Here is a 19,209-nt window from a genome sequence, read left to right on the forward strand (position 1 = left end):
CTATCTCATTTCATACTTATCAAATTTATCATAAAAAGATTTTTATTGCAATTGTTTGTTGGCAAGTTTAGGGCACAAGTATTAAAGAATATTCACTTGACAGACATAGTGTTATAATGCATGGTAAAAGTACTTAAAGGTTAATTGAGGCGGTTGATTTCGGTACAAATTCCCGATTTAACCTTTTCTAATTAAAAAAAGTGTTGTAAAATGTGTAATGGCGATTCATGTTAAGATAAGCAGTAATGGAAGTATAAATGATAAAATAAACATGTTTAACCTAAGGAGGTTTATATGTATGTCTATTGAATTAACGACAAAAGACGGAAAAGTAACCATAACAAATGACGTTATTTCAACTGTAGCCGGTGGTGCTGCGATTGAATGTTACGGTATTATTGGAATGGCATCAAAAAACCAATTAAAAGATGGTATAGCTGAAATTTTAAGAAAAGAAAATTTCTCAAGAGGTGTCGTTGTTAACCAAGAGGAAGATGAGATCACGATTGATATGTACATTATCGTAAGTTATGGAACGAAAATTTCTGAAATTGCTCACAATGTCCAGTCTCAAGTTAAATACAACTTGGATAAAACATTAGGATTACCGATTAAAGCAGTTAATATTTATATTCAAGGTGTGCGCGTGCAACCAGAATAACTTAAGGTGTAAGAGATAAGGCCTTACCGATTGAAAAGGGAGGAAGTTGTAGTGGTATTAAAAAAAATAGAAGGTGAAAAACTAGCGGAAATGATTCTACTAGGTGCTAATCACCTATCTAATAATGCAGATATGATTGACGCACTGAATGTATTTCCTGTTCCAGATGGTGATACAGGGACAAACATGAATTTATCCATGACTTCAGGTGCAGAGGAAGTTAAAAAAGTTAAAGATGGTAATGTTAAAGAGGTTGCTGATGCTTTTGCTAAGGGTTTGTTAATGGGAGCAAGAGGAAACTCAGGTGTTATATTATCACAATTATTTAGAGGTTTCTCAAAAGGCATCGAAACAGATACACATTTAACAACAAGATCTATGGCACTCGCTTTAAAGAGTGGTGTGAATACAGCTTACAAGGCAGTTATTAAACCGGTAGAAGGTACGATTCTAACTGTAGCAAAAGATACAGCTGAAAGAGCTAGTGAATTAGCAGATGAAACCGATGATATCGTTGAATTTATGGAAGGTGTTGTCCGTGCTTCTAAAAAGTCGCTTGAACACACACCGGAATTATTGCCTGTACTAAAAGAAGTTGGTGTTGTAGATAGTGGTGGTCAAGGACTCGTTGTTATTTATGAGGCATTTCTTTCATTACTAAAAGGTGAGCCATTACCTGAAGTGTTAACAGAAACGGTTGAAATGAATGATTTAGTCAATGCTGAACATCATAAGAGTCATCAAGATTATATGAGTACAGAAGATATTGAGTTTGGTTATTGTACAGAATTCATGGTTAAATTTGAAGATGAGAAGTTAAAAGAAAATCCATATGATGAAGAAAAATTCCGTGAAGAACTTGGTCAATTGGGAGATTCTTTACTTGTTGTATCGGATGATGATTTTGTACGTGTGCACGTGCATGTTGAGTATCCAGGTGAAGCGATGAACCTAGCGCAACGATTTGGGAGTTTTGTCCAATTGAAAGTTGAGAACATGCGTGAACAACACTCTGAAATTGTTAATGACACAAAAAAAGAAGAAGCTAAACCTAAATCGCAATATGGTATTGTAGCTGTAGGTATGGGTGATGGCATTGATGAGTTGTTTAGAAGTTTAGGTGCAAATGTCGTCATAAAAGGCGGTCAAACAATGAATCCAAGTACGAAGGATTTATCAGATGCGATTGCAGAAGCACATGCCGAGCGTGTAATCATTTTACCAAATAATAAAAATATTATTATGGCAGCTGAACAAGCAGCTAAAATTAGTGATGATGATGTAGTTGTTGTAGCGACGAAGACGATTCCACAAGGTATGAGTGCATTACTCGCATACAATCCAGAAGCATCACTAGAAGATAATAAAGCAAGCATGACTGACAGTTCTAAACATGTTAAGACTGGTCAAATAACATATGCTGTAAGAGATACTCAAATTGATGGTCTAACGATTGAAAAAGATAATTTTATGGGACTTGCTGATGGAAAGGTTAAAGCATCGAACAAAGATCAACTTGAAGCAACGAAAACACTACTTCAAGAGTTGGTCGACGAGGATGATGAAATCATAACGATTCTTCAAGGTGAAGATGCAACTGACGATGATACAGAATCGTTAGTAAACTTCCTTGAATCAAGCTATCCTGATATTGAGGTTGAAGTTCATTTAGGAAATCAACCGATCTATTCTTATATATTTTCTGTAGAATAAATGTATAGTTACAAAAAGTGTTTCGGAGTCTAAACTTCGAAACACTTTTTGATTGTATCTTAAATAAAAAGGGGGAATAGATCATGAAATTTAAATCGGTGTTTGATGTGATCGGGCCTGTTATGGTTGGCCCTTCAAGTTCACATACTGCAGGTGCAGTGAAGATTGGGCGTGCTGCCTTAGATTTATTCGGTAAGCCAGTTGAAACCGTTCAATTTCATTTATATGGCTCGTTTGCTAAAACGTATAAAGGTCACGGAACCGATCTGGCATTACTCGCGGGTGTTTTAGGCTATGCCCCAGATGATGATCGAATTAAATCTGCTTTTAATCACGCAAAAAATAAAGGAATTTCATTTTCGTTTGTAGAAGAAAATACAGCTATTGATCACCCTAATACGGTTCGAATCGTATTAAATGATAATCAGAGTGAAATGGAAGTGGTCGGTGTGTCTGTTGGTGGTGGTAAAATAGAAATACAAGAATTAAATGGCTTCCAACTAAATTTATCTGGGAACCATCCTGCTATATTAATTATGCATAATGATCGGTTCGGTGCGATTGCATCTGTCACGGAGATATTAGCCAAACATGAAATTAATATTGGACGTATGGAAGTGAATCGAAAAGATGTTGGTGAAGAAGCACTGATGACCATAGAAGTGGATCAAACCATTGAAGAACACGTGGAGCAAGAATTAAGAAGTGCCAAGCATATTCTTCGACTTGCAAAAGTTATGGATTAAATAAAAGAAAGATAAGTTGGAGGGAAGCATATGTTCAGAACAGTAAAGGAACTTATCGAGATAACAGAAAAAGAAGAAATCTCAATCTCTGAAGTGATGATTCGTCAAGAAATGGATGTTTACGAATTAGATCGTCAGTCAGTTATGGATCGTATGGATCAGCATCTGAAGGTGATGGAAGATGCTGTTGAGGAAGGATTAAATGGTGTGAAGTCTCACTCTGGTTTAACGGGTGGAGATGCTGTATTGTTACAAAATTATATGAGAACACAAACGCCTCTTTCGGGTAATGTATTATTAGATGCTGTTAGTAAAGCGGTAGCCACCAATGAGGTGAACGCAGCTATGGGTGTCGTATGTGCAACCCCGACTGCTGGGAGTGCCGGTTGTGTCCCTGGCGCATTGTTTGCGGTTAAAGAACAATTAAATCCGACCCGTGAAGAGATGTTGCGATTCTTATTTACAGCTGGTGCTTTCGGTTTTGTGGTGAGTAATAATGCATTTGTTTCTGGTGCAGCAGGTGGGTGTCAAGCTGAAGTTGGTTCAGCAGCTGCGATGGCATCAGCAGCCGTTGTTGAGATGGCTAAGGGAACTCCAGAACAGAGTGCTCATGCGTTTAGCATCACTTTAAAAAACATGCTAGGATTAGTTTGTGATCCTGTTGCTGGTTTAGTAGAAGTGCCATGTGTTAAACGAAATGCAGCGGGTGCTTCTAATGCGATTGTCAGTGCGGACATGGCTTTAAGTGGTATAAAAAGTAAAATACCGACTGATGAAGTGATTGGTGCGATGTATCGAATAGGTAAACAAATGCCAAGTGCACATAAAGAAACAGCGGAGGGTGGTTTAGCCCAAACCCCAACTGGAAGACGGATCGAAAGAGAATTATTTAACCAAAACTAGTAGAAAGTGTGATTGGATGATGGAGAGGGCAGTAACAGAAATTTCAGGTGTTGGTCCTAAAATGGCTGAAAACATAAGTGAATTAGGTATTAAAACCGTTGATGACCTCATTAACACTTTCCCATCTCGCTATGAACATTTTGAGGTGTTAAACATTCGTGAGTTGGTTCATGACCAGAATGCCACGTTAGAAGGCGTTGTTCTAGCTGAGGCTGTTGTTACTTTTTTCGGAAAGAAAAAAAACCGATTGACGGTTCCCATCCAAGTTGAAGATGTTGTTGTTAAAGTTGTTATGTTTAATCGAGCTTTTGCTAAAAAGCAATTGATTCCTAACCAAACTGTGACAGTAACAGGAAAATGGGATCAACATCGGCAACAAATAACAGCCTCACATTATAAAGTCGGAAAAACTGAGGATGAACCATCTATACAGCCTGTTTATTTATTAAGACAAGTGATTGGGTCTGGCAGCTTTAAAAAACTTGTCAGTCAAGCATTTAAACAATTTGGAGATACATTTGAAGAAACCATTCCTAGCTTTTATAAAGAAAGATATAAATTATTGGACCGAAAATCTGCACTTTTAGCGATTCACTTTCCGAGTGATGTCAAGCAGTTAAAACAAGCTAAAAGGCGTTTGATATATGAAGAATTATTAATGTATCAGTTAAAAATGCAGACTATGAGACAGTACCATAAAACGCAATCAGCAGGACATGCTAAACAAATAAATTCAGAAAAAGTAAATGCATTTATTGAAAACCTCCCGTTTCATTTAACAGATGCACAAAAAAAGGCGTGGGGAGAAATACGTTCAGACTTAATTTCTAAACATCGTATGCACAGACTGCTTCAAGGTGATGTTGGATCGGGTAAGACAGCTGTTGCAGCTATTGCCTTGTACAGTGTCATCACTGTACAAAAGCAAGGTGCGATCATGGTTCCAACTGAAATTTTGGCTGAACAACATGCCCAATCATTTGATAATCTATTCGGTGATTTAGTGAATATTGCGTTATTAACTGGCTCGGTTAAAGGAAAAAAAAGAAAACAAATCCTGGAGCGTATTCAGAATGGTGAAATTGACCTCGTTGTTGGGACACATGCTTTAATACAAAATGATGTTCATTTTTCTGATTTAGGGCTCGTTATTGTTGATGAACAACACCGTTTCGGTGTTAATCAGAGAAAAGTATTAAGAGAAAAAGCAATGGACCCAGATGTTTTGTTTATGACGGCAACGCCGATACCAAGGACGCTTGCGATTACGAGCTATGGCGATATGGATATGTCTATTATCAATCAAATGCCACAAGGACGTAAACCGGTTGAGACGTATTGGGTTAAAGAATCCGTATTACCGAGAATTTTAAAATTTATTGAAAAAGAAGTACAACATAATCATCAAGCCTATGTTATAGCACCTCTAATTGAAGAATCAGACAAATTAGATATTCAAAATGCTGTTGATTTGTATCAGCATTTAGAGATAGAAATGCCTGATTCAACGTCAATTGGTTTACTGCACGGTCGATTAACAAATCAAGAAAAAGAAGAAATGATGCATCAATTTGCCGAAAATCAATTAAATGTTTTAGTAGCAACGACTGTCGTTGAAGTAGGTGTAAACGTCCCGAATGCTACGGTTATGGTGATTTATGATGCTGAACGATTTGGTTTGTCACAACTTCACCAACTAAGAGGACGTGTGGGTAGAGGCGATGCTCAAAGCTATTGTATTTTAATTGCAGACCCTAAAGGTGAAGTGGGTAAAAGGCGAATGCAAATAATGACTGAAACATCTGATGGTTTTATTTTAGCGGAGGAAGATTTAAAGCTAAGGGGGCCAGGTGATTTTTTTGGTAAAAAACAAAGCGGCCTACCTGATTTTCAGTTGGCAGATCCTGCAATTGATTATCGAACGTTAGAAACAGCACGACAAGATGCTGTTGATATTATATCAAGTGATTTATTAACAGAAGACTTAGAGTACCGATATCTAAATCATTTCATAAACAAAACATTAAAAGAGCAATTAAAAGGATTTGATTAATTTTAGGGTTGCAAAACGTTAATATTTTAGATATATTACTATTAGTACCTAGTCATAAGATTAAATAAAAAGTTTGACAACCATAGGTGGTGCCAGTATGAAATTACCTAAAAGAAAAAGGCAAGAACAATTAAAACAAAAAATAGAAGAAACACCTTTTATAACGGATGAAGCATTGGCAAATGCTTTTTCAGTAAGCATTCAGACGATTCGTTTGGATCGTATGGAGTTATCGATTCCTGAACTTAGAGAACGGATTAAATCAGTGGCGACAGATCAATGGAACGAAACCGTTAAAGCACTACCGATTGATGATGTGATTGGTGAGATTATTGATTTAGAGTTGGATAAACGTGCTATTTCTATATTGGATATAACAGGTGACCATGTTTTTTCTCGTAATGACATTGCACGTGGTCACCACTTGTTCGCCCAAGCCAATTCTCTGGCTGTTGCTGTGATTGATGATGAATTAGCTTTAACAGAAAAAGCTGAAATTAAATTTACACGACAAGTTAAACAAGGGGAACGTGTTATTGCAAAAGCGACCGTTAATCCAGAGGAGATTTATCATCGAACGTTAGTGACAGTCGATAGTTTTGTGGAACAAGAGCTTGTTTTCTCAGGTGAATTTACAATGTACCGGTCAACATAATATTAAAGGGGGAATAAAGGATGAGAATTGTACTTGATGCGATGGGTGGAGACAATGCTCCAGATGCTGTCGTTAAGGGATCACTTTTAGCCCTTGATCAGATCGAAAATTTAGACATTACGTTAGTTGGGGATCAAGAAAAAATCAATCCCTTATTAGAAGGGGACCAACGTATTGATGTTATACATACGACAACCACGATCTCTGGTGATGAAGAACCCGTCCGTGCTGTTCGCAAGAAAAAAGATGCATCCCTCGTATTGATGGCAAAAGAAGTTAAAGAAAAGCGAGCAGATGCTTGTATTTCAGCCGGTAACACAGGCGCATTAATGAGTGCTGGCCTCTTTCAAGTGGGTCGAATTAAGGGTATTGAAAGACCTGCTCTAAGTCCAACATTGCCTACTGTTGATCAGAAGGGTTTTGTGTTATTGGATGTAGGTGCGAACGTGGAAGCTAAACCTAAGCATTTAATGCAGTACGGGATCATGGGATCGATCTATAGTGAGAAAGTGCGAGGCATTAAAAATCCTAAGGTCGGCCTTTTAAACGTAGGAACAGAAAGTGGAAAAGGAACTGACTTAACGAAACAAGCATTTGATTTAATGAGTGAAGCACCGATTAACTTTGTCGGGAATGTTGAAGCGCGTGATTTATTACAAGGCACTTGCGATGTTGTTGTGACGGACGGTTTTAGTGGTAATATTGCTCTAAAAACAGTAGAAGGAACAGCTATGACCATGTTTTCAATGATTAAACGTGTCTTTATGTCCTCTCTAAAGTCTAAGTTGGCCGCGGCCGTGCTCAAAAAAGATTTAAAAGGCTTAAAAAACCAATTAGACTACGCTGAGTATGGCGGTGCAGCATTATTCGGATTACAAGCACCTGTCATCAAAGCACACGGTTCTTCAAATGCGAGAGCGATCTATAGCGCGATTAAACAAACGGTTAATATGGTTGATCAAGATGTCACTCAGACCATCCTAACAACTATTTCAAATGATACGCAGCAGGAGGATTAGTATGAAAAAAGTAGCCTTTATCTTTCCAGGACAAGGTTCACAAAAAGTGGGTATGCACGAGGCGTTTTTAACTTTAGATTCAAGTCTTCACCAAATTTTTGATGATGCAGATCAAGCGCTTGGATTTTCATTATCTGAATTAATGGTTAATGGACCGGAAGAAACATTAACAGAAACAAAATATGCTCAACCGGCGCTGCTTCTAACAAGTGTCATGATTGATCAGGAGTTAAAAAAACGAGGTGTCACACCTTCTGTTGTCGCTGGTCATAGTTTAGGTGAATATAGTGCTTTAGTTTCTTCGGGTGTGTTAAGTGTTGAAGAAGCAACGAAATTGGTGCATAAACGTGGACAACTGATGGAAGAAGCTTACCCGAAGGGACAAGGGAAAATGGCGGCTGTCCTCGGATTGAGTCGTCAAGAAATTGAAGATGTTCTCACCACACTTGATGAAACAGTTGAGGTAGCGAACCTAAACTGTCCGGGTCAAATTGTTATTTCTGGTACAACAATCGGGATTGAAAAAAGTGTTGATCTGTTGAAAGAAAAAGGTGCAAAACGTGTACTGCCGCTAAATGTTAGTGGGCCATTTCATTCATCGTTAATGAAAACAGCGGCGCTTGATTTTTCAAGGTTACTCGATGATATTGAATTTAGTGATGCGCAAATTCCAGTTTATGCAAATGTGACGGCAAATAAAGTTGAAAAAAACGATCAGATTAAGCAATTACTTGTAGAGCAGCTTTATTCACCTGTACTGTTTGAAGAGATTGTTCGGAAGCTTCTCGCTGAGGATCTTGATGCAATTGTTGAAGTTGGGAGTGGAAAGGTGTTAACAGGTTTGGTTAAAAAGATTGATCGACGGTTTAAGACATTCTCTATTCAAGATCCTGAATCGCTAGAGGCATTTATTGAATGGTATAAAGGAGGCGATGATTAATGTCAACAAAAGTCGCGCTAGTTACAGGTGCTTCAAGAGGCATAGGAGCTGCAATTGCAATTGATCTAGCCAAAAAAGGTTACGATGTGGCAGTCAATTATGCCGGTAATAAAGAACGAGCAGAGGCAGTTGTTAAAGAAATTGAAGCAATCGGTCAAGAAGCAATAGCAATTGGTGCAAATGTTTCAGACGAATCTGCTGTAGGAGATATGGTTAAGCAAGTGGTAAAAACGTTTGGTTCATTAGACTGCTTAGTTAATAATGCTGGAATTACGCGTGATAATTTAATGATGCGAATGAAGACTGAGGAGTTTGATGAAGTGATTGATACAAACTTAAAAGGTGTATTTGTTTGTATGAAAGCTGTAACAAGACAAATGATGAAACAACGCTCAGGCAAAATCATTAATATGAGCTCGGTTGTCGGTCTTGGTGGTAATCCAGGTCAAATTAATTATGTTGCATCAAAATCAGGTGTTATAGGGATGACCAAAACAGCTGCAAAAGAATTGGCACCAAGGAATATAAATGTTAATGCCGTTGCACCAGGGTTTATTGTAACGGATATGACGGATGCACTGGATGAAAAACTTAAGTCATCATTACTTGAATCAATACCTTTAAATCGTCTAGGAAGTGCTGAAGATGTAGCGAAAACAGTTTCATTTTTAGCATCAGATGATGCGAATTATTTAACAGGTCAAGTTATACAAGTTGATGGTGGAATGGTGATGTAAGATAAAACCACTTAATTGAAAGGGGGTGAATGAAGATGGCAGAAACATTTGATCGCGTAAAGAAGATTGTAATTGACCGTCTTGATGTTGAAGAAGATAAGGTGACAAAAGAAGCATCTTTTAAAGATGATTTAGAAGCGGATTCATTAGATGTTGTAGAACTTGTTATGGAATTAGAAGATGAGTTTGATATGGAAATTGCTGATGAAGAAGCAGAAAAAATTCAAACGGTAGGTGACGCTGTTGATTACATAAACAGCCAAGCTTAATGATAGAAAAAAGGTCTCGTAAATTTTTACGAGACCTTTGCATTTTGAATGCAGAAAAGATAAGATAAAAAGTAATCGAAAAGGAGGTGTTCGTGTGATAAATTTTAAGCCATTACAAGATGCGTTGAACATTCATTTTAACGATGAATCGTTGTTAATCCAAGCCTTTATTCACTCTTCGTACGTGAATGAACATAAGAACAGCCATTATCAAGATAATGAACGATTAGAGTTTTTAGGTGATGCTGTTTTAGAACTAGGCATTTCACAATACTTATATAAAACGTATCCAAATAAAGCAGAAGGTGAACTGACGAAACTACGCGCTTCAATTGTATGTGAACCAGCATTAGTCGGTTTTGCAACTGACCTTTATTTTGATCGTTATGTTTTACTGGGAAAGGGCGAAGAACGTACTGGAGGAAGAAAAAGACCGGCGTTGTTAGCTGATGTTTTTGAAGCATTTATAGGGGCTTTATATCTTGATCAAGGTTTTGACAGCGTTCTATCGTTTTTAACTGAGCATGTTTATCCGAAAGTAGAAGAAGGCGCTTTTTCTCATGCTATGGATTATAAAAGTCAGTTGCAAGAAGTTATTCAACAAAATAAGTACGCGGAGATTGATTACGAGATTGTAGCCGAGAATGGACCTGCTCATGATCGTGAATTTGTAGCAAATGTAAGTGTTAATCATGAAGTAGCAGGCGAAGGAAGAGGTCGAACGAAAAAAGAAGCGGAGCAAAGAGCTGCTAAAAAGGCGCTCGATCAGGCAAAGAAACTGTACTAAATTAAACGTTGGCTTATTTTTATGAATCAATAAATAAATTCGTAAGAACAAGCCAACGGTTACTATGTTATTTCTTTCTGCTGTTTGCTAACTCGTCTATGAAAGCCGTCGTCTCTGATGGACTTAAATGACTTTGAGAAGCAATATGATTATATAAAAATAGTAAATCATCGTATTTGTCTATACTATAATCCTCAGGGTCAAATAACGATTCATTTACAACCCCTAGTTTTGTTTGTATTCCCTTTAATACATAAGCTAAATTTTCTTCTGTGGCTTTATTTAAATTCATGAATTCAATCCCCCTTTTCATCAATCCTTCTAACCTGTTCTTCTTTATGATAAAATAAATAGGTTGAAATATAAAGAGCGAATCCGTTATTTCCTTCAATATGAAGTCAAAAAGCACTAAATGAAAATAGGTGAATAACATGTTTCTAAAAAAGCTTGAATCAGTCGGATTTAAATCATTTGCTGAGAGGATATCAGTCGATTTTGTTCCTGGTATTACAGCTGTGGTAGGCCCAAATGGTAGTGGGAAAAGTAATGTTACAGATGCTATTCGTTGGGTATTAGGTGAGCAATCCGCGAAATCATTACGTGGCTCGAAAATGGAGGATGTGATCTTCCAAGGGAGCGATACACGTAAACCATTAAATATGGCCGAAGTCACGCTCGTCCTTGACAATAAAGAGAACGCATTACCCATTGATTATCAAGAAGTGAGCGTTACAAGACGCGTCTATCGATCTGGTGAGAGTGAGTTTTTCTTAAATAAACAGTCCTGCAGGTTAAAAGATATTATTGACTTGTTTTTAGATTCGGGATTAGGCCGTGAAGCATTCTCGATTATTGGACAAGGTAAGATTGAAGAGATTTTAAGCTCTAAAGCAGAAGAACGTCGTATCATTTTTGAAGAAGCAGCTGGCGTTTTGAAATATAAAAATCGTAAGAAAAAAGCGGAATACAAATTGGCTGAAACTCAAGAAAATTTGAATCGCGTTGAAGATATTATTTATGAACTAGAAGGTCAATTAGAACCGTTAAAACAACAATCTTCACTTGCCAAAGAGTATTTAAATGTGAAGGATCAATTAAAAGAATCAGAAGTAGCACTAATTCGAACTGAAATTGAATCCTTACATGAAGAGTGGCAACAGCTCTTAAAAGACATCGATAAGTATAAGAAAAAAGAAGAGCAGTATGATGTGGAAGTAAATGTTAAGAATAGCCAAATTGAAAAGCAACAAGCTGATATAGAGGCTTTAGATAGAGGGATCGAGACAGATCAAGAACAGTTACTTGCTGCAACGCAAACGCTTGAAAAATTAACAGGTGAGAAAAATTTATTGTCTGAACGTGCTAAACACTCTTCTGATAATCAAGATAAATTAAAAGAACGCCAAACTTTATTAAAACAACAATTAGAAAAAATAAACGAAGAAAAAAATAAAGAGAAGCGTGAATTAGAAAAAATCAAACAATCGAAGTTTGATATCGATAAGCAGTTAAAGGAAGAGAGAGGTAAGCTGAATCAAGATGTTCAATCGATTGAGCGTGAGATTGAATCGTTAAAAGCAGATTATATTGATTTATTAAATGATCGAGCAACAGAAAAGCACAGAATTGAGACTATAAATGATCGTTTATCACAATTAGACCAACAACAAGAATCAAAGCAACAGGTCTATGAGGAACAAGAGCATTTCATTTCAACATTGGAGAATGAAAAAGAATCGAATGAAGAAAATAAAGTGATTCTAATGGCTGAAATGGAAGAATTAAAGAACAAACTAGAAAAAGACGAGGTGACATTAAACGATCTTTCGAAGCAATTTGATGAGATGAAATCGAAACTTGATCAAGGATACCGTCAGATCGATAAGTTGTCATCTCGAAAAGAGACGCTTGAAGAAATGAAAGAAGATTTTCAAGGGTTCTACCATGGCGTAAAAGCCGTTTTAAAAGCGAGAGATCATAAAAAGCTGTCACATATTGAAGGTGCCGTTATTGAACTAATAGACATTCCTAAAGGCTATTTAACGGCGGTTGAAACGGCATTGGCCGCTCAAGCCCAGCATGTAGTGGCTCGCAATGAAGCGAGTGCTAGAAAGGCAATAACCTATCTAAAAGAAACAAAACAAGGTCGTGCGACGTTTATTCCGATGGATGTCATTAAACCACGCCCAATACCAGCTGATGTATTAACGAAAGTCAAGCAACATCATGGCTTTGTGACACTAGCGAGTGAAGCGGTTCAAATAGACCGAACTTATCAATCCGTTGCTGATTATTTGTTAGGCCGAACGATTATTGCTAAATCACTAAAGGATGCCAATCAGTTAGCGTCTATTGTAAATCGCATGTACCGCATCGTAACACTAGATGGTGATATTGTTAATCCAGGTGGGACAATGACAGGTGGTGCAAAGAAAAATACGCAACAATCTTTATTCACCCGAGAACAAGAATTGCAGCAGTTATCAGAGACCTTAAAGGGTTATCACCAACGTGCTAACGATTATAAAAAACAAGTTGATCAAACTGAACAAAAAATGAATCAATTAACAAAAGCTATTCATGAACAACGATCCATTATTAATAAACAACAAGAAAAAATTGATGAAGTCGATAAAATAATTGAAAATAATCAATTTAAACTCGATCATTATAAAGAGCAGTTAACGCAAAGGATGCGTTCAGATCAACAAGCAAAGGATGAACGTACTCAATTATCTGAAAAGTTAAAAGAACAAGAGAAAGCTCAGACTAGAGTTGAAGAAAGAATCACGGTCGTTGAACGAGAAATTGAAGACAAACAAACAGACAAAACAAATTTAGAAGAAAATAAAGATGCGATCGTTAAAAATGTTCAAACATTAGAAGTAAAACAAGCTGAATTGAAACAATCACTCACCTTTCAAGAAGAAAAGTTAGATAAAGTGAACAATCAAGTTGAATCTGTCTCTAATGAATTAGCCGAAATTGATAAAGAACGCGATCAAATTGAAGCATTTGAAAATGCACTTGAACAAATAGAGGACTTAGACGAAACAATTAAAGTGAAAAAACAAGAAAAAGATGCGTTAGCTGAACACATTCAAGCAAAGAGGCAAGAACGCTTGACATTAACAACACAGTTACAAGAAACAGAAGCGCATAACCGAACGATTCGCCAGCAGCGCAAAGCATTAAGCGAAAAGCGTCAGTCAATGGAAGTCAAAGCCAATCGATTAGATGTTGAATTGGATAATCGCTTGAAGCGTCTAGAAGAAACGTACGAGATGAGTTATGACTATGCTAAAGAGACGTATTCTAAAGTTGAAGATGTAAAAAAAGCACAGCTTGATGTTAAATTACTGAAGCGAACCATTGATGAGATGGGGACAGTGAATTTAGGTTCTATTGAAGAATATGAACGAATAAATGAACGTTTTAGCTTTTTAAAAGACCAACAAACAGACTTACTAGAAGCAAAAGAAACACTTCATCAAGTCATTTCTGAAATGGATGAGGAAATGCAGCGTCGATTTGAAGAAACATTTGAACAAATTCAAATCGAATTCACTGAAGTATTTAAGAAATTATTTGGCGGTGGGCACGCACAATTAAAATTAACCGATCCTAACCAGTTATTAACAACAGGGGTTGAAATAAAAGCTCAACCGCCAGGCAAAAAAGCACAACAGCTCGGTCTTTTATCTGGTGGTGAGCGTGCATTAACAGCGATTGCATTATTGTTTTCAATATTACGTGTGAGACCTGTGCCATTCTGCGTATTGGATGAAGTTGAAGCCGCTCTAGATGAAGCAAACGTTAGCCGTTTTAGTCAATACTTAAATGAATTCAGCCAAGATACTCAATTCATCGTTATTACACACCGTAAAGGTACGATGGAAGGTGCTGATGTGTTGTATGGTGTGACCATGCAAGAATCGGGTGTATCTCGATTTGTCTCAGTCAAGCTTGAAGAAACAGCATCTTTAATCGAATCTTAAGTGAAGAAGGGAAAATAGATATGAGTTTTTTGAAAAAATTAAAAGAAAAATTTTCAGCATCAGCTGAAACAGAAGAAGTATCAGATAAGTATAAATCGGGGTTGGAAAAGACTAGAGAATCTTTTTCAACAAAATTAAATGATTTAGTAGCCCGCTATCGAAAAGTTGATGAAGAATTTTTCGAAGATTTAGAAGAGATCTTAATATCAGCTGATGTTGGTGTCAACACAGTGATGGATCTTGTTGAAGAGCTTGAAATGGAAGCTAAGCGTCAAAATATAAAAGATGCTAGAGATTTAAAAGAAGTCATTTCAGAGAAGTTGGTTGAAATTTATACAGGTGGAGAGGATACATTTAAGACACAAGCGCCTTTAAATATTCAGCCGGATGATTTGTCAGTCTTTTTATTCGTTGGTGTTAACGGTGTTGGGAAAACAACATCAATTGGTAAATTGGCCTATCAATTGAAACAAGAAGGTAAGAAGGTTGTACTCGTCGCAGGTGACACATTCCGTGCTGGTGCGATTGAACAATTATCAGCATGGGGTGAGCGTGTTGGTGTTGATGTGATTAAACATGGTGAAGGAAGTGACCCAGCTGCTGTCATCTATGATGGTATTCAAGCGGCTAAGTCAAGAAAAGCGGATGTTTTATTGTGTGATACGGCCGGAAGATTACAAAATAAAGTTAACCTGATGAATGAATTAAGTAAGGTTAAGCGTGTTATTGAACGAGAAATTCCTAATGCCCCGCATGACGTTTTACTCGTATTAGATGCGACAACTGGTCAAAACGCTTTAAGCCAGGCTAAGACATTCTCTGAAGCAACAGATGTTTCTGGTATCGTCTTAACGAAATTAGATGGCACAGCCAAAGGTGGTATTGTACTAGCAATACGAAAACAACTCGACATTCCAGTTAAGTTTGTTGGTTTAGGGGAGAAAATGACGGATTTAGAAGCATTTGACCCTAATGCATTCGTCTATGGATTATTTGCTGATATGCTTACAGATGATGAAATGTAAGCCTGCTTGACAACCTATCTGGAATCATCTAGTATTTCTAAGTAAAGCTTTTTTACTTAACAAGGAGTGCTTTTCATGTTAGAAAAGACAACACGTATTAACTTTCTGTTTGATTTTTATCAAGAGTTATTGACACCGAAACAGAGAAATTACATGGAGTTGTATTATTTAGAAGATTATTCATTAGGTGAAATTTCTGAGACTTACCATGTTTCAAGACAAGCTGTATATGATAACATTAGAAGAACAGAAGCGATGCTAGAGAGTTATGAAGACAAACTTAAATTGTATGATAAGTTTTTGACTCGTCAAAAGCTATTAAATGAGTTGTCCCAAGCCGTTGAAAAAGCGTCTTATACGGACATTAAACAGTATGTATCATCACTAAAAGAAATAGAGTAGGAGGGTTTCCTCTATGGCATTTGAAGGTTTGGCTGATCGTCTACAAAGTACGGTCAAAAAAATGACAGGTAAGGGAAAAGTTAGCGAGCAAGATGTTAAAGAGATGACACGAGAGGTGCGCTTGGCGCTATTAGAAGCGGACGTTAACTTCAAAGTGGTTAAAGATTTTGTTAAACGTATTAAAGAACGTGCTGTTGGTGCTGAAGTCATGGATAGTTTAACGCCCGGTCAACAAGTTATTAAGATCGTAAAAGAAGAATTAACTGATTTAATGGGTGGAGAGCAAAGTAAAATAGCGGTTAGTGAACGTCCACCAACTGTTATTATGATGGTCGGTTTGCAAGGTGCAGGTAAAACGACAACATCTGGCAAGTTAGCCAATCATTTACGAAAAAAACACAATCGAAAACCACTATTAGTAGCTGCTGACGTATACAGACCAGCTGCGATTGATCAATTACAGACTGTTGGAAAGCAACTCGATATACCAGTGTTTTCTAAAGGAACTGAAGCAAATCCAGTCGATATCGCTAATGAAGCCATTCTTCATGCAAAAGAAGAGCATTTGGATTATGTGATTATTGATACGGCTGGCCGTTTACACGTTGATGAACATCTGATGGATGAGCTTGGACAGATTAAGAATAATCTAACACCAGATGAAATCTTTTTAGTTGTCGATGCGATGACGGGTCAAGACGCTGTGAATGTGGCTGAAAGCTTTGATGATCAACTTGATTTATCGGGTGTTGTATTAACGAAGTTAGATGGTGACACTCGAGGTGGTGCGGCCTTATCCATTAAAGCTGTTACACAAAAACCAATTAAGTTTGCGGGTATGGGCGAGAAATTGGATGAGTTAGAAGCATTCCATCCAGAAAGAATGGCATCCCGTATTTTAGGCATGGGTGATGTGTTATCTTTAATTGAAAAAGCTCAAGACAACGTTGATGAAACAAAAGCAAAAGAACTAGAACAAAAAATGCGATCAGCCACATTTACCTTTGATGATTTCCTTGAACAGATGGAACAAGTCAAAAGCATGGGGCCTATGGAAGATTTATTAGGGATGATTCCAGGCGCTAACAAGATGAAAGGTTTAAAAAATGTTCAATTTGATGATAAACAAATTGTCCATGTTGAAGCGATTGTTAAATCAATGACAAAAGCCGAAAGACAAGATCCTTCTTTAATGAACGCTTCACGGAAAAAGAGGATTGCGAAGGGTTCAGGACGTCCTGTCTCAGAAGTTAATCGCTTATTAAAACAATTTGAAGAAATGAAGAAAATGATGAAGCAAATGTCTGGCACACAAGGTGGAAAAAAAGGAAAACGTAAAAAAGGTATGAATTTACCCTTTATGTAATGTAAAAACACTTTACAGACTTCGCACAATCTGATAGAATCTAAAATTGTGTTAAACATTTATTAATGGAGGTGCAAAACATGGCAGTAAAAATTCGTTTAAAACGTATGGGATCTAAACGTAACCCATTTTATCGTGTAGTAGTTGCGGATTCACGTTCTCCACGTGATGGTCGTATTATTGAACAAATTGGCACATACAACCCGGTTGCAAACCCGGTTGAGGTGAAATTAGATGAAGATAAAGCACTTAACTGGATGACTAACGGCGCTAAGCCAAGTGATACAGTTCGTAATTTATTTTCAAATGAAGGCATCATGAAGAAATTCCACGACCAAAAAAACCAATAAGGTAGCGTGATAACATGAAAGCCTTAATAAGCACGATTGTTAAGCCGTTAGTCGATTATCCCGATGAGGTAGAGGTAACAGAAAAAGATGAAAGCAATAAAACAGTTTATCATTTAACTGTTCATGCTGATGATGTCGGGAAAGTCATTGGTAAAAACGGTCGGATTGCTAAGTCAATTCGTACAATTGTTTATGCAGCAAGTTCAGATACAAAAAAACGTATTTATCTTGACATTATGTAAAACAGGGGAGGGGTAACCTTTCCCTGTTTTCTGTATCTATATAAAATCTCACTATACGATTAAGAAGGTGAACAGGATGACTCACTATTACAATGTAGGGAAAATAGTCAATACACATGGTATAAAAGGTGAAGTAAAAGTGGTAAGGATTACAGACTTCGAGGATCGATTTACACCTGGTAATCGTTTGTATTTATTTTCAAATGATACGTCTGAACCGATTGAATTAACGATTAAGCACCACCGGGTTCATAAAGGGTTTGATATGTTAAGTTTTGAGGGTTATGAATCCATTAACGAAGTTGAACCATTGAAAGACTCTTTATTAAAAATCCATCAATCAGAACAGTCTGAACTTGAAGAACACAGTTATTACTACCATCAAATCATAGGCTGTGATGTGCAAACAATTGATCAAGAACATATCGGAACAGTCAGTGATGTTCTTTCTCCCGGTGCAAATGATGTATGGGTTGTAAAACCAGCTAAAGGAAAAGATATACTCATACCGTATATAGAAGATGTTGTGATTGAGGTAGATTTAGAAAAACAATTAATTACAATCGATCCCATTGAAGGGTTGTTGTCATAATGAAAATTGATTTTTTAACTTTATTTCCGGACATGTTCACAGGTGTTATGGAAAGCTCTATTATGAAAAAAGCTCAAGAAAAAAATGCATTTCAATACAGGACTTTTGATTTTCGATCATTTGCAACTAATAAACATAATAAAGTTGATGATTATCCATACGGCGGGGGTGCCGGTATGGTGCTAATGCCCCAGCCTATATTTGATTGTGTTGATTCCATTAAAGAAGAGACGACAGATAATCCTCGTGTGATTCTAATGTGTCCACAAGGAGAAACATTCACTCAAAAAAAAGCTGAAGAATTGTCAGAAGAAGATCACCTTATCTTTATTTGTGGTCACTATGAAGGTTATGACGAGCGAATTCGTGAACATCTTGTAACTGATGAGATTTCAATTGGTGATTTTGTCTTAACAGGTGGTGAACTAGGGGCGATGGTCGTTACAGATAGTATCGTTCGTTTACTACCTGAAGTATTGGGCAATAAAGCATCGGCTCAAGAAGACTCATTTTCTACTGGTTTGCTTGAACATCCTCATTATACGAGACCAGCTGATTATAAAGGTATGCAAGTACCAGAGAGCTTGCGTTCAGGCAATCACCAAAAAATAGCTGATTGGCGTAAAAAGGAATCCTTAAAACGGACAAAGGAACGTCGTCCAGATTTGCTAGAGAATTATCCATTAAGTGAAAAAGAAAAAGAGTGGCTAAGTGAAGAATAACCATAGTTAGATCTTGCTTTTTATCTATA

Annotated in this window: 20 protein-coding genes; 19 read left to right on the plus strand and 1 reads right to left on the minus strand. The window is 37.1% G+C overall.

Translation table 11 applies throughout. The annotated features are described in order from the left end of the window. Positions 1-298 precede the first annotated feature (298 nt). The 11 genes from BLR62_RS02780 (at position 299) to rnc (ending at position 10,483) form a co-directional block, all read left to right on the plus strand. Positions 299-661, plus strand: a complete 363-nt coding sequence (locus BLR62_RS02780) for an Asp23/Gls24 family envelope stress response protein (protein WP_090792887.1) — start codon at positions 299-301, stop codon at positions 659-661. 51 nt (positions 662-712) lie between these two features. Further along, positions 713-2,374 (plus strand): DAK2 domain-containing protein, encoded by a 1,662-nt coding sequence (locus BLR62_RS02785; RefSeq protein ID WP_090792890.1) that lies wholly within the window; start codon positions 713-715, stop codon positions 2,372-2,374. 83 nt (positions 2,375-2,457) lie between these two features. Then, positions 2,458-3,120, plus strand: a complete 663-nt coding sequence (gene sdaAB, locus BLR62_RS02790) for an L-serine ammonia-lyase, iron-sulfur-dependent subunit beta (protein WP_090792892.1) — start codon at positions 2,458-2,460, stop codon at positions 3,118-3,120. Positions 3,121-3,150: 30 nt separating this feature from the next. Beyond that, entirely contained in the window at positions 3,151-4,023 is an 873-nt protein-coding gene (sdaAA, locus tag BLR62_RS02795; RefSeq protein ID WP_090792895.1) for an L-serine ammonia-lyase, iron-sulfur-dependent, subunit alpha, read from the plus strand. Continuing rightward, on the plus strand, positions 3,983-6,076 hold the full coding sequence (gene recG, locus BLR62_RS02800) for an ATP-dependent DNA helicase RecG (RefSeq protein ID WP_281241144.1): 2,094 nt from the start codon (positions 3,983-3,985) through the stop codon (positions 6,074-6,076). Before sdaAA ends, recG begins: the two co-directional genes overlap by 41 nt. Positions 6,077-6,173: 97 nt before the next feature. After that, positions 6,174-6,731 carry a transcription factor FapR gene (gene fapR / locus BLR62_RS02805; RefSeq protein WP_090792900.1) on the plus strand — a complete coding sequence of 186 codons (558 nt, stop codon included), beginning with the start codon at positions 6,174-6,176 and terminating at the stop codon, positions 6,729-6,731. Between the two features lie 20 nt (positions 6,732-6,751). After that, the gene (plsX, locus tag BLR62_RS02810; protein ID WP_090792902.1) at positions 6,752-7,750 is read left to right on the plus strand and encodes a phosphate acyltransferase PlsX; all 999 of its coding nucleotides are present in this window, start codon (positions 6,752-6,754) and stop codon (positions 7,748-7,750) included. Between the two features lies 1 nt (position 7,751). Then, on the plus strand, positions 7,752-8,690 hold the full coding sequence (gene fabD, locus BLR62_RS02815; protein WP_090792907.1) for an ACP S-malonyltransferase: 939 nt from the start codon (positions 7,752-7,754) through the stop codon (positions 8,688-8,690). After that, positions 8,690-9,427 (plus strand): 3-oxoacyl-[acyl-carrier-protein] reductase, encoded by a 738-nt coding sequence (gene fabG / locus BLR62_RS02820; protein ID WP_090792909.1) that lies wholly within the window; start codon positions 8,690-8,692, stop codon positions 9,425-9,427. The genes fabD and fabG overlap by 1 nt, the downstream gene beginning before the upstream one ends. A 35-nt stretch (positions 9,428-9,462) precedes the next feature. Continuing rightward, a complete protein-coding gene (locus BLR62_RS02825) occupies positions 9,463-9,696 on the plus strand; it encodes an acyl carrier protein (protein WP_090792911.1) in 234 nt (77 codons plus the stop codon). Positions 9,697-9,793: 97 nt separating this feature from the next. After that, the gene (gene rnc / locus BLR62_RS02830) at positions 9,794-10,483 is read left to right on the plus strand and encodes a ribonuclease III (protein WP_090793770.1); all 690 of its coding nucleotides are present in this window, start codon (positions 9,794-9,796) and stop codon (positions 10,481-10,483) included. 67 nt (positions 10,484-10,550) lie between these two features. Here the strand turns inward: rnc and BLR62_RS02835 are convergent, their stop codons facing one another. After that, on the minus strand, positions 10,551-10,775 hold the full coding sequence (locus BLR62_RS02835; RefSeq protein WP_090792914.1) for a DUF1128 domain-containing protein: 225 nt from the start codon (positions 10,773-10,775) through the stop codon (positions 10,551-10,553). Positions 10,776-10,914: 139 nt separating this feature from the next. Between BLR62_RS02835 and smc the strand changes: the two genes are divergently transcribed. The 8 genes from smc to trmD all read left to right on the plus strand — a co-directional run bounded on the left by smc (position 10,915) and on the right by trmD (position 19,180). Further along, on the plus strand, positions 10,915-14,481 hold the full coding sequence (smc, locus tag BLR62_RS02840; RefSeq protein WP_090792916.1) for a chromosome segregation protein SMC: 3,567 nt from the start codon (positions 10,915-10,917) through the stop codon (positions 14,479-14,481). A gap of 20 nt (positions 14,482-14,501) precedes the next feature. Next, entirely contained in the window at positions 14,502-15,506 is a 1,005-nt protein-coding gene (gene ftsY / locus BLR62_RS02845) for a signal recognition particle-docking protein FtsY (protein WP_090792918.1), read from the plus strand. Positions 15,507-15,581: 75 nt separating this feature from the next. After that, complete coding sequence (locus BLR62_RS02850; protein ID WP_090792919.1) at positions 15,582-15,908, plus strand: putative DNA-binding protein; 327 nt, start codon at positions 15,582-15,584, stop codon at positions 15,906-15,908. A 13-nt stretch (positions 15,909-15,921) separates the two neighbouring features. Next, entirely contained in the window at positions 15,922-17,274 is a 1,353-nt protein-coding gene (ffh, locus tag BLR62_RS02855) for a signal recognition particle protein (RefSeq protein WP_090792921.1), read from the plus strand. Between the two features lie 80 nt (positions 17,275-17,354). Continuing rightward, complete coding sequence (rpsP, locus tag BLR62_RS02860; RefSeq protein ID WP_090792923.1) at positions 17,355-17,624, plus strand: 30S ribosomal protein S16; 270 nt, start codon at positions 17,355-17,357, stop codon at positions 17,622-17,624. 14 nt (positions 17,625-17,638) lie between these two features. Further along, the gene (locus BLR62_RS02865) at positions 17,639-17,866 is read left to right on the plus strand and encodes a KH domain-containing protein (RefSeq protein ID WP_090792924.1); all 228 of its coding nucleotides are present in this window, start codon (positions 17,639-17,641) and stop codon (positions 17,864-17,866) included. A 76-nt stretch (positions 17,867-17,942) separates the two neighbouring features. Then, a complete protein-coding gene (rimM, locus tag BLR62_RS02870) occupies positions 17,943-18,458 on the plus strand; it encodes a ribosome maturation factor RimM (protein ID WP_090792926.1) in 516 nt (171 codons plus the stop codon). Then, positions 18,458-19,180 carry a tRNA (guanosine(37)-N1)-methyltransferase TrmD gene (trmD, locus tag BLR62_RS02875; RefSeq protein ID WP_090792927.1) on the plus strand — a complete coding sequence of 241 codons (723 nt, stop codon included), beginning with the start codon at positions 18,458-18,460 and terminating at the stop codon, positions 19,178-19,180. Before rimM ends, trmD begins: the two co-directional genes overlap by 1 nt. Positions 19,181-19,209: the final 29 nt, after the last annotated feature.

This window comes from Pelagirhabdus alkalitolerans (assembly GCF_900096905.1).
Classification (GTDB): Bacteria; Bacillota; Bacilli; order Bacillales; family Amphibacillaceae; genus Pelagirhabdus; species Pelagirhabdus alkalitolerans.

What these genes read in the sequence shown, in the direction of transcription:
- BLR62_RS02780 (WP_090792887.1), top strand. Translation starts at nt 299, where the DNA reads ATGTCTATTGAATTAACGACAAAAGACGGAAAAGTAACCATAACAAAT.
- sdaAB (WP_090792892.1), top strand. Translation starts at nt 2,458, where the DNA reads ATGAAATTTAAATCGGTGTTTGATGTGATCGGGCCTGTTATGGTTGGC.
- sdaAA (WP_090792895.1), top strand. Translation starts at nt 3,151, where the DNA reads ATGTTCAGAACAGTAAAGGAACTTATCGAGATAACAGAAAAAGAAGAA.
- fapR (WP_090792900.1), top strand. Translation starts at nt 6,174, where the DNA reads ATGAAATTACCTAAAAGAAAAAGGCAAGAACAATTAAAACAAAAAATA.
- plsX (WP_090792902.1), top strand. Translation starts at nt 6,752, where the DNA reads ATGAGAATTGTACTTGATGCGATGGGTGGAGACAATGCTCCAGATGCT.
- fabD (WP_090792907.1), top strand. Translation starts at nt 7,752, where the DNA reads ATGAAAAAAGTAGCCTTTATCTTTCCAGGACAAGGTTCACAAAAAGTG.
- fabG (WP_090792909.1), top strand. Translation starts at nt 8,690, where the DNA reads ATGTCAACAAAAGTCGCGCTAGTTACAGGTGCTTCAAGAGGCATAGGA.
- BLR62_RS02825 (WP_090792911.1), top strand. Translation starts at nt 9,463, where the DNA reads ATGGCAGAAACATTTGATCGCGTAAAGAAGATTGTAATTGACCGTCTT.
- BLR62_RS02835 (WP_090792914.1), bottom strand. Translation starts at nt 10,775, where the DNA reads ATGAATTTAAATAAAGCCACAGAAGAAAATTTAGCTTATGTATTAAAG.
- smc (WP_090792916.1), top strand. Translation starts at nt 10,915, where the DNA reads ATGTTTCTAAAAAAGCTTGAATCAGTCGGATTTAAATCATTTGCTGAG.
- ftsY (WP_090792918.1), top strand. Translation starts at nt 14,502, where the DNA reads ATGAGTTTTTTGAAAAAATTAAAAGAAAAATTTTCAGCATCAGCTGAA.
- BLR62_RS02850 (WP_090792919.1), top strand. Translation starts at nt 15,582, where the DNA reads ATGTTAGAAAAGACAACACGTATTAACTTTCTGTTTGATTTTTATCAA.
- ffh (WP_090792921.1), top strand. Translation starts at nt 15,922, where the DNA reads ATGGCATTTGAAGGTTTGGCTGATCGTCTACAAAGTACGGTCAAAAAA.
- rpsP (WP_090792923.1), top strand. Translation starts at nt 17,355, where the DNA reads ATGGCAGTAAAAATTCGTTTAAAACGTATGGGATCTAAACGTAACCCA.
- BLR62_RS02865 (WP_090792924.1), top strand. Translation starts at nt 17,639, where the DNA reads ATGAAAGCCTTAATAAGCACGATTGTTAAGCCGTTAGTCGATTATCCC.
- rimM (WP_090792926.1), top strand. Translation starts at nt 17,943, where the DNA reads ATGACTCACTATTACAATGTAGGGAAAATAGTCAATACACATGGTATA.
- trmD (WP_090792927.1), top strand. Translation starts at nt 18,458, where the DNA reads ATGAAAATTGATTTTTTAACTTTATTTCCGGACATGTTCACAGGTGTT.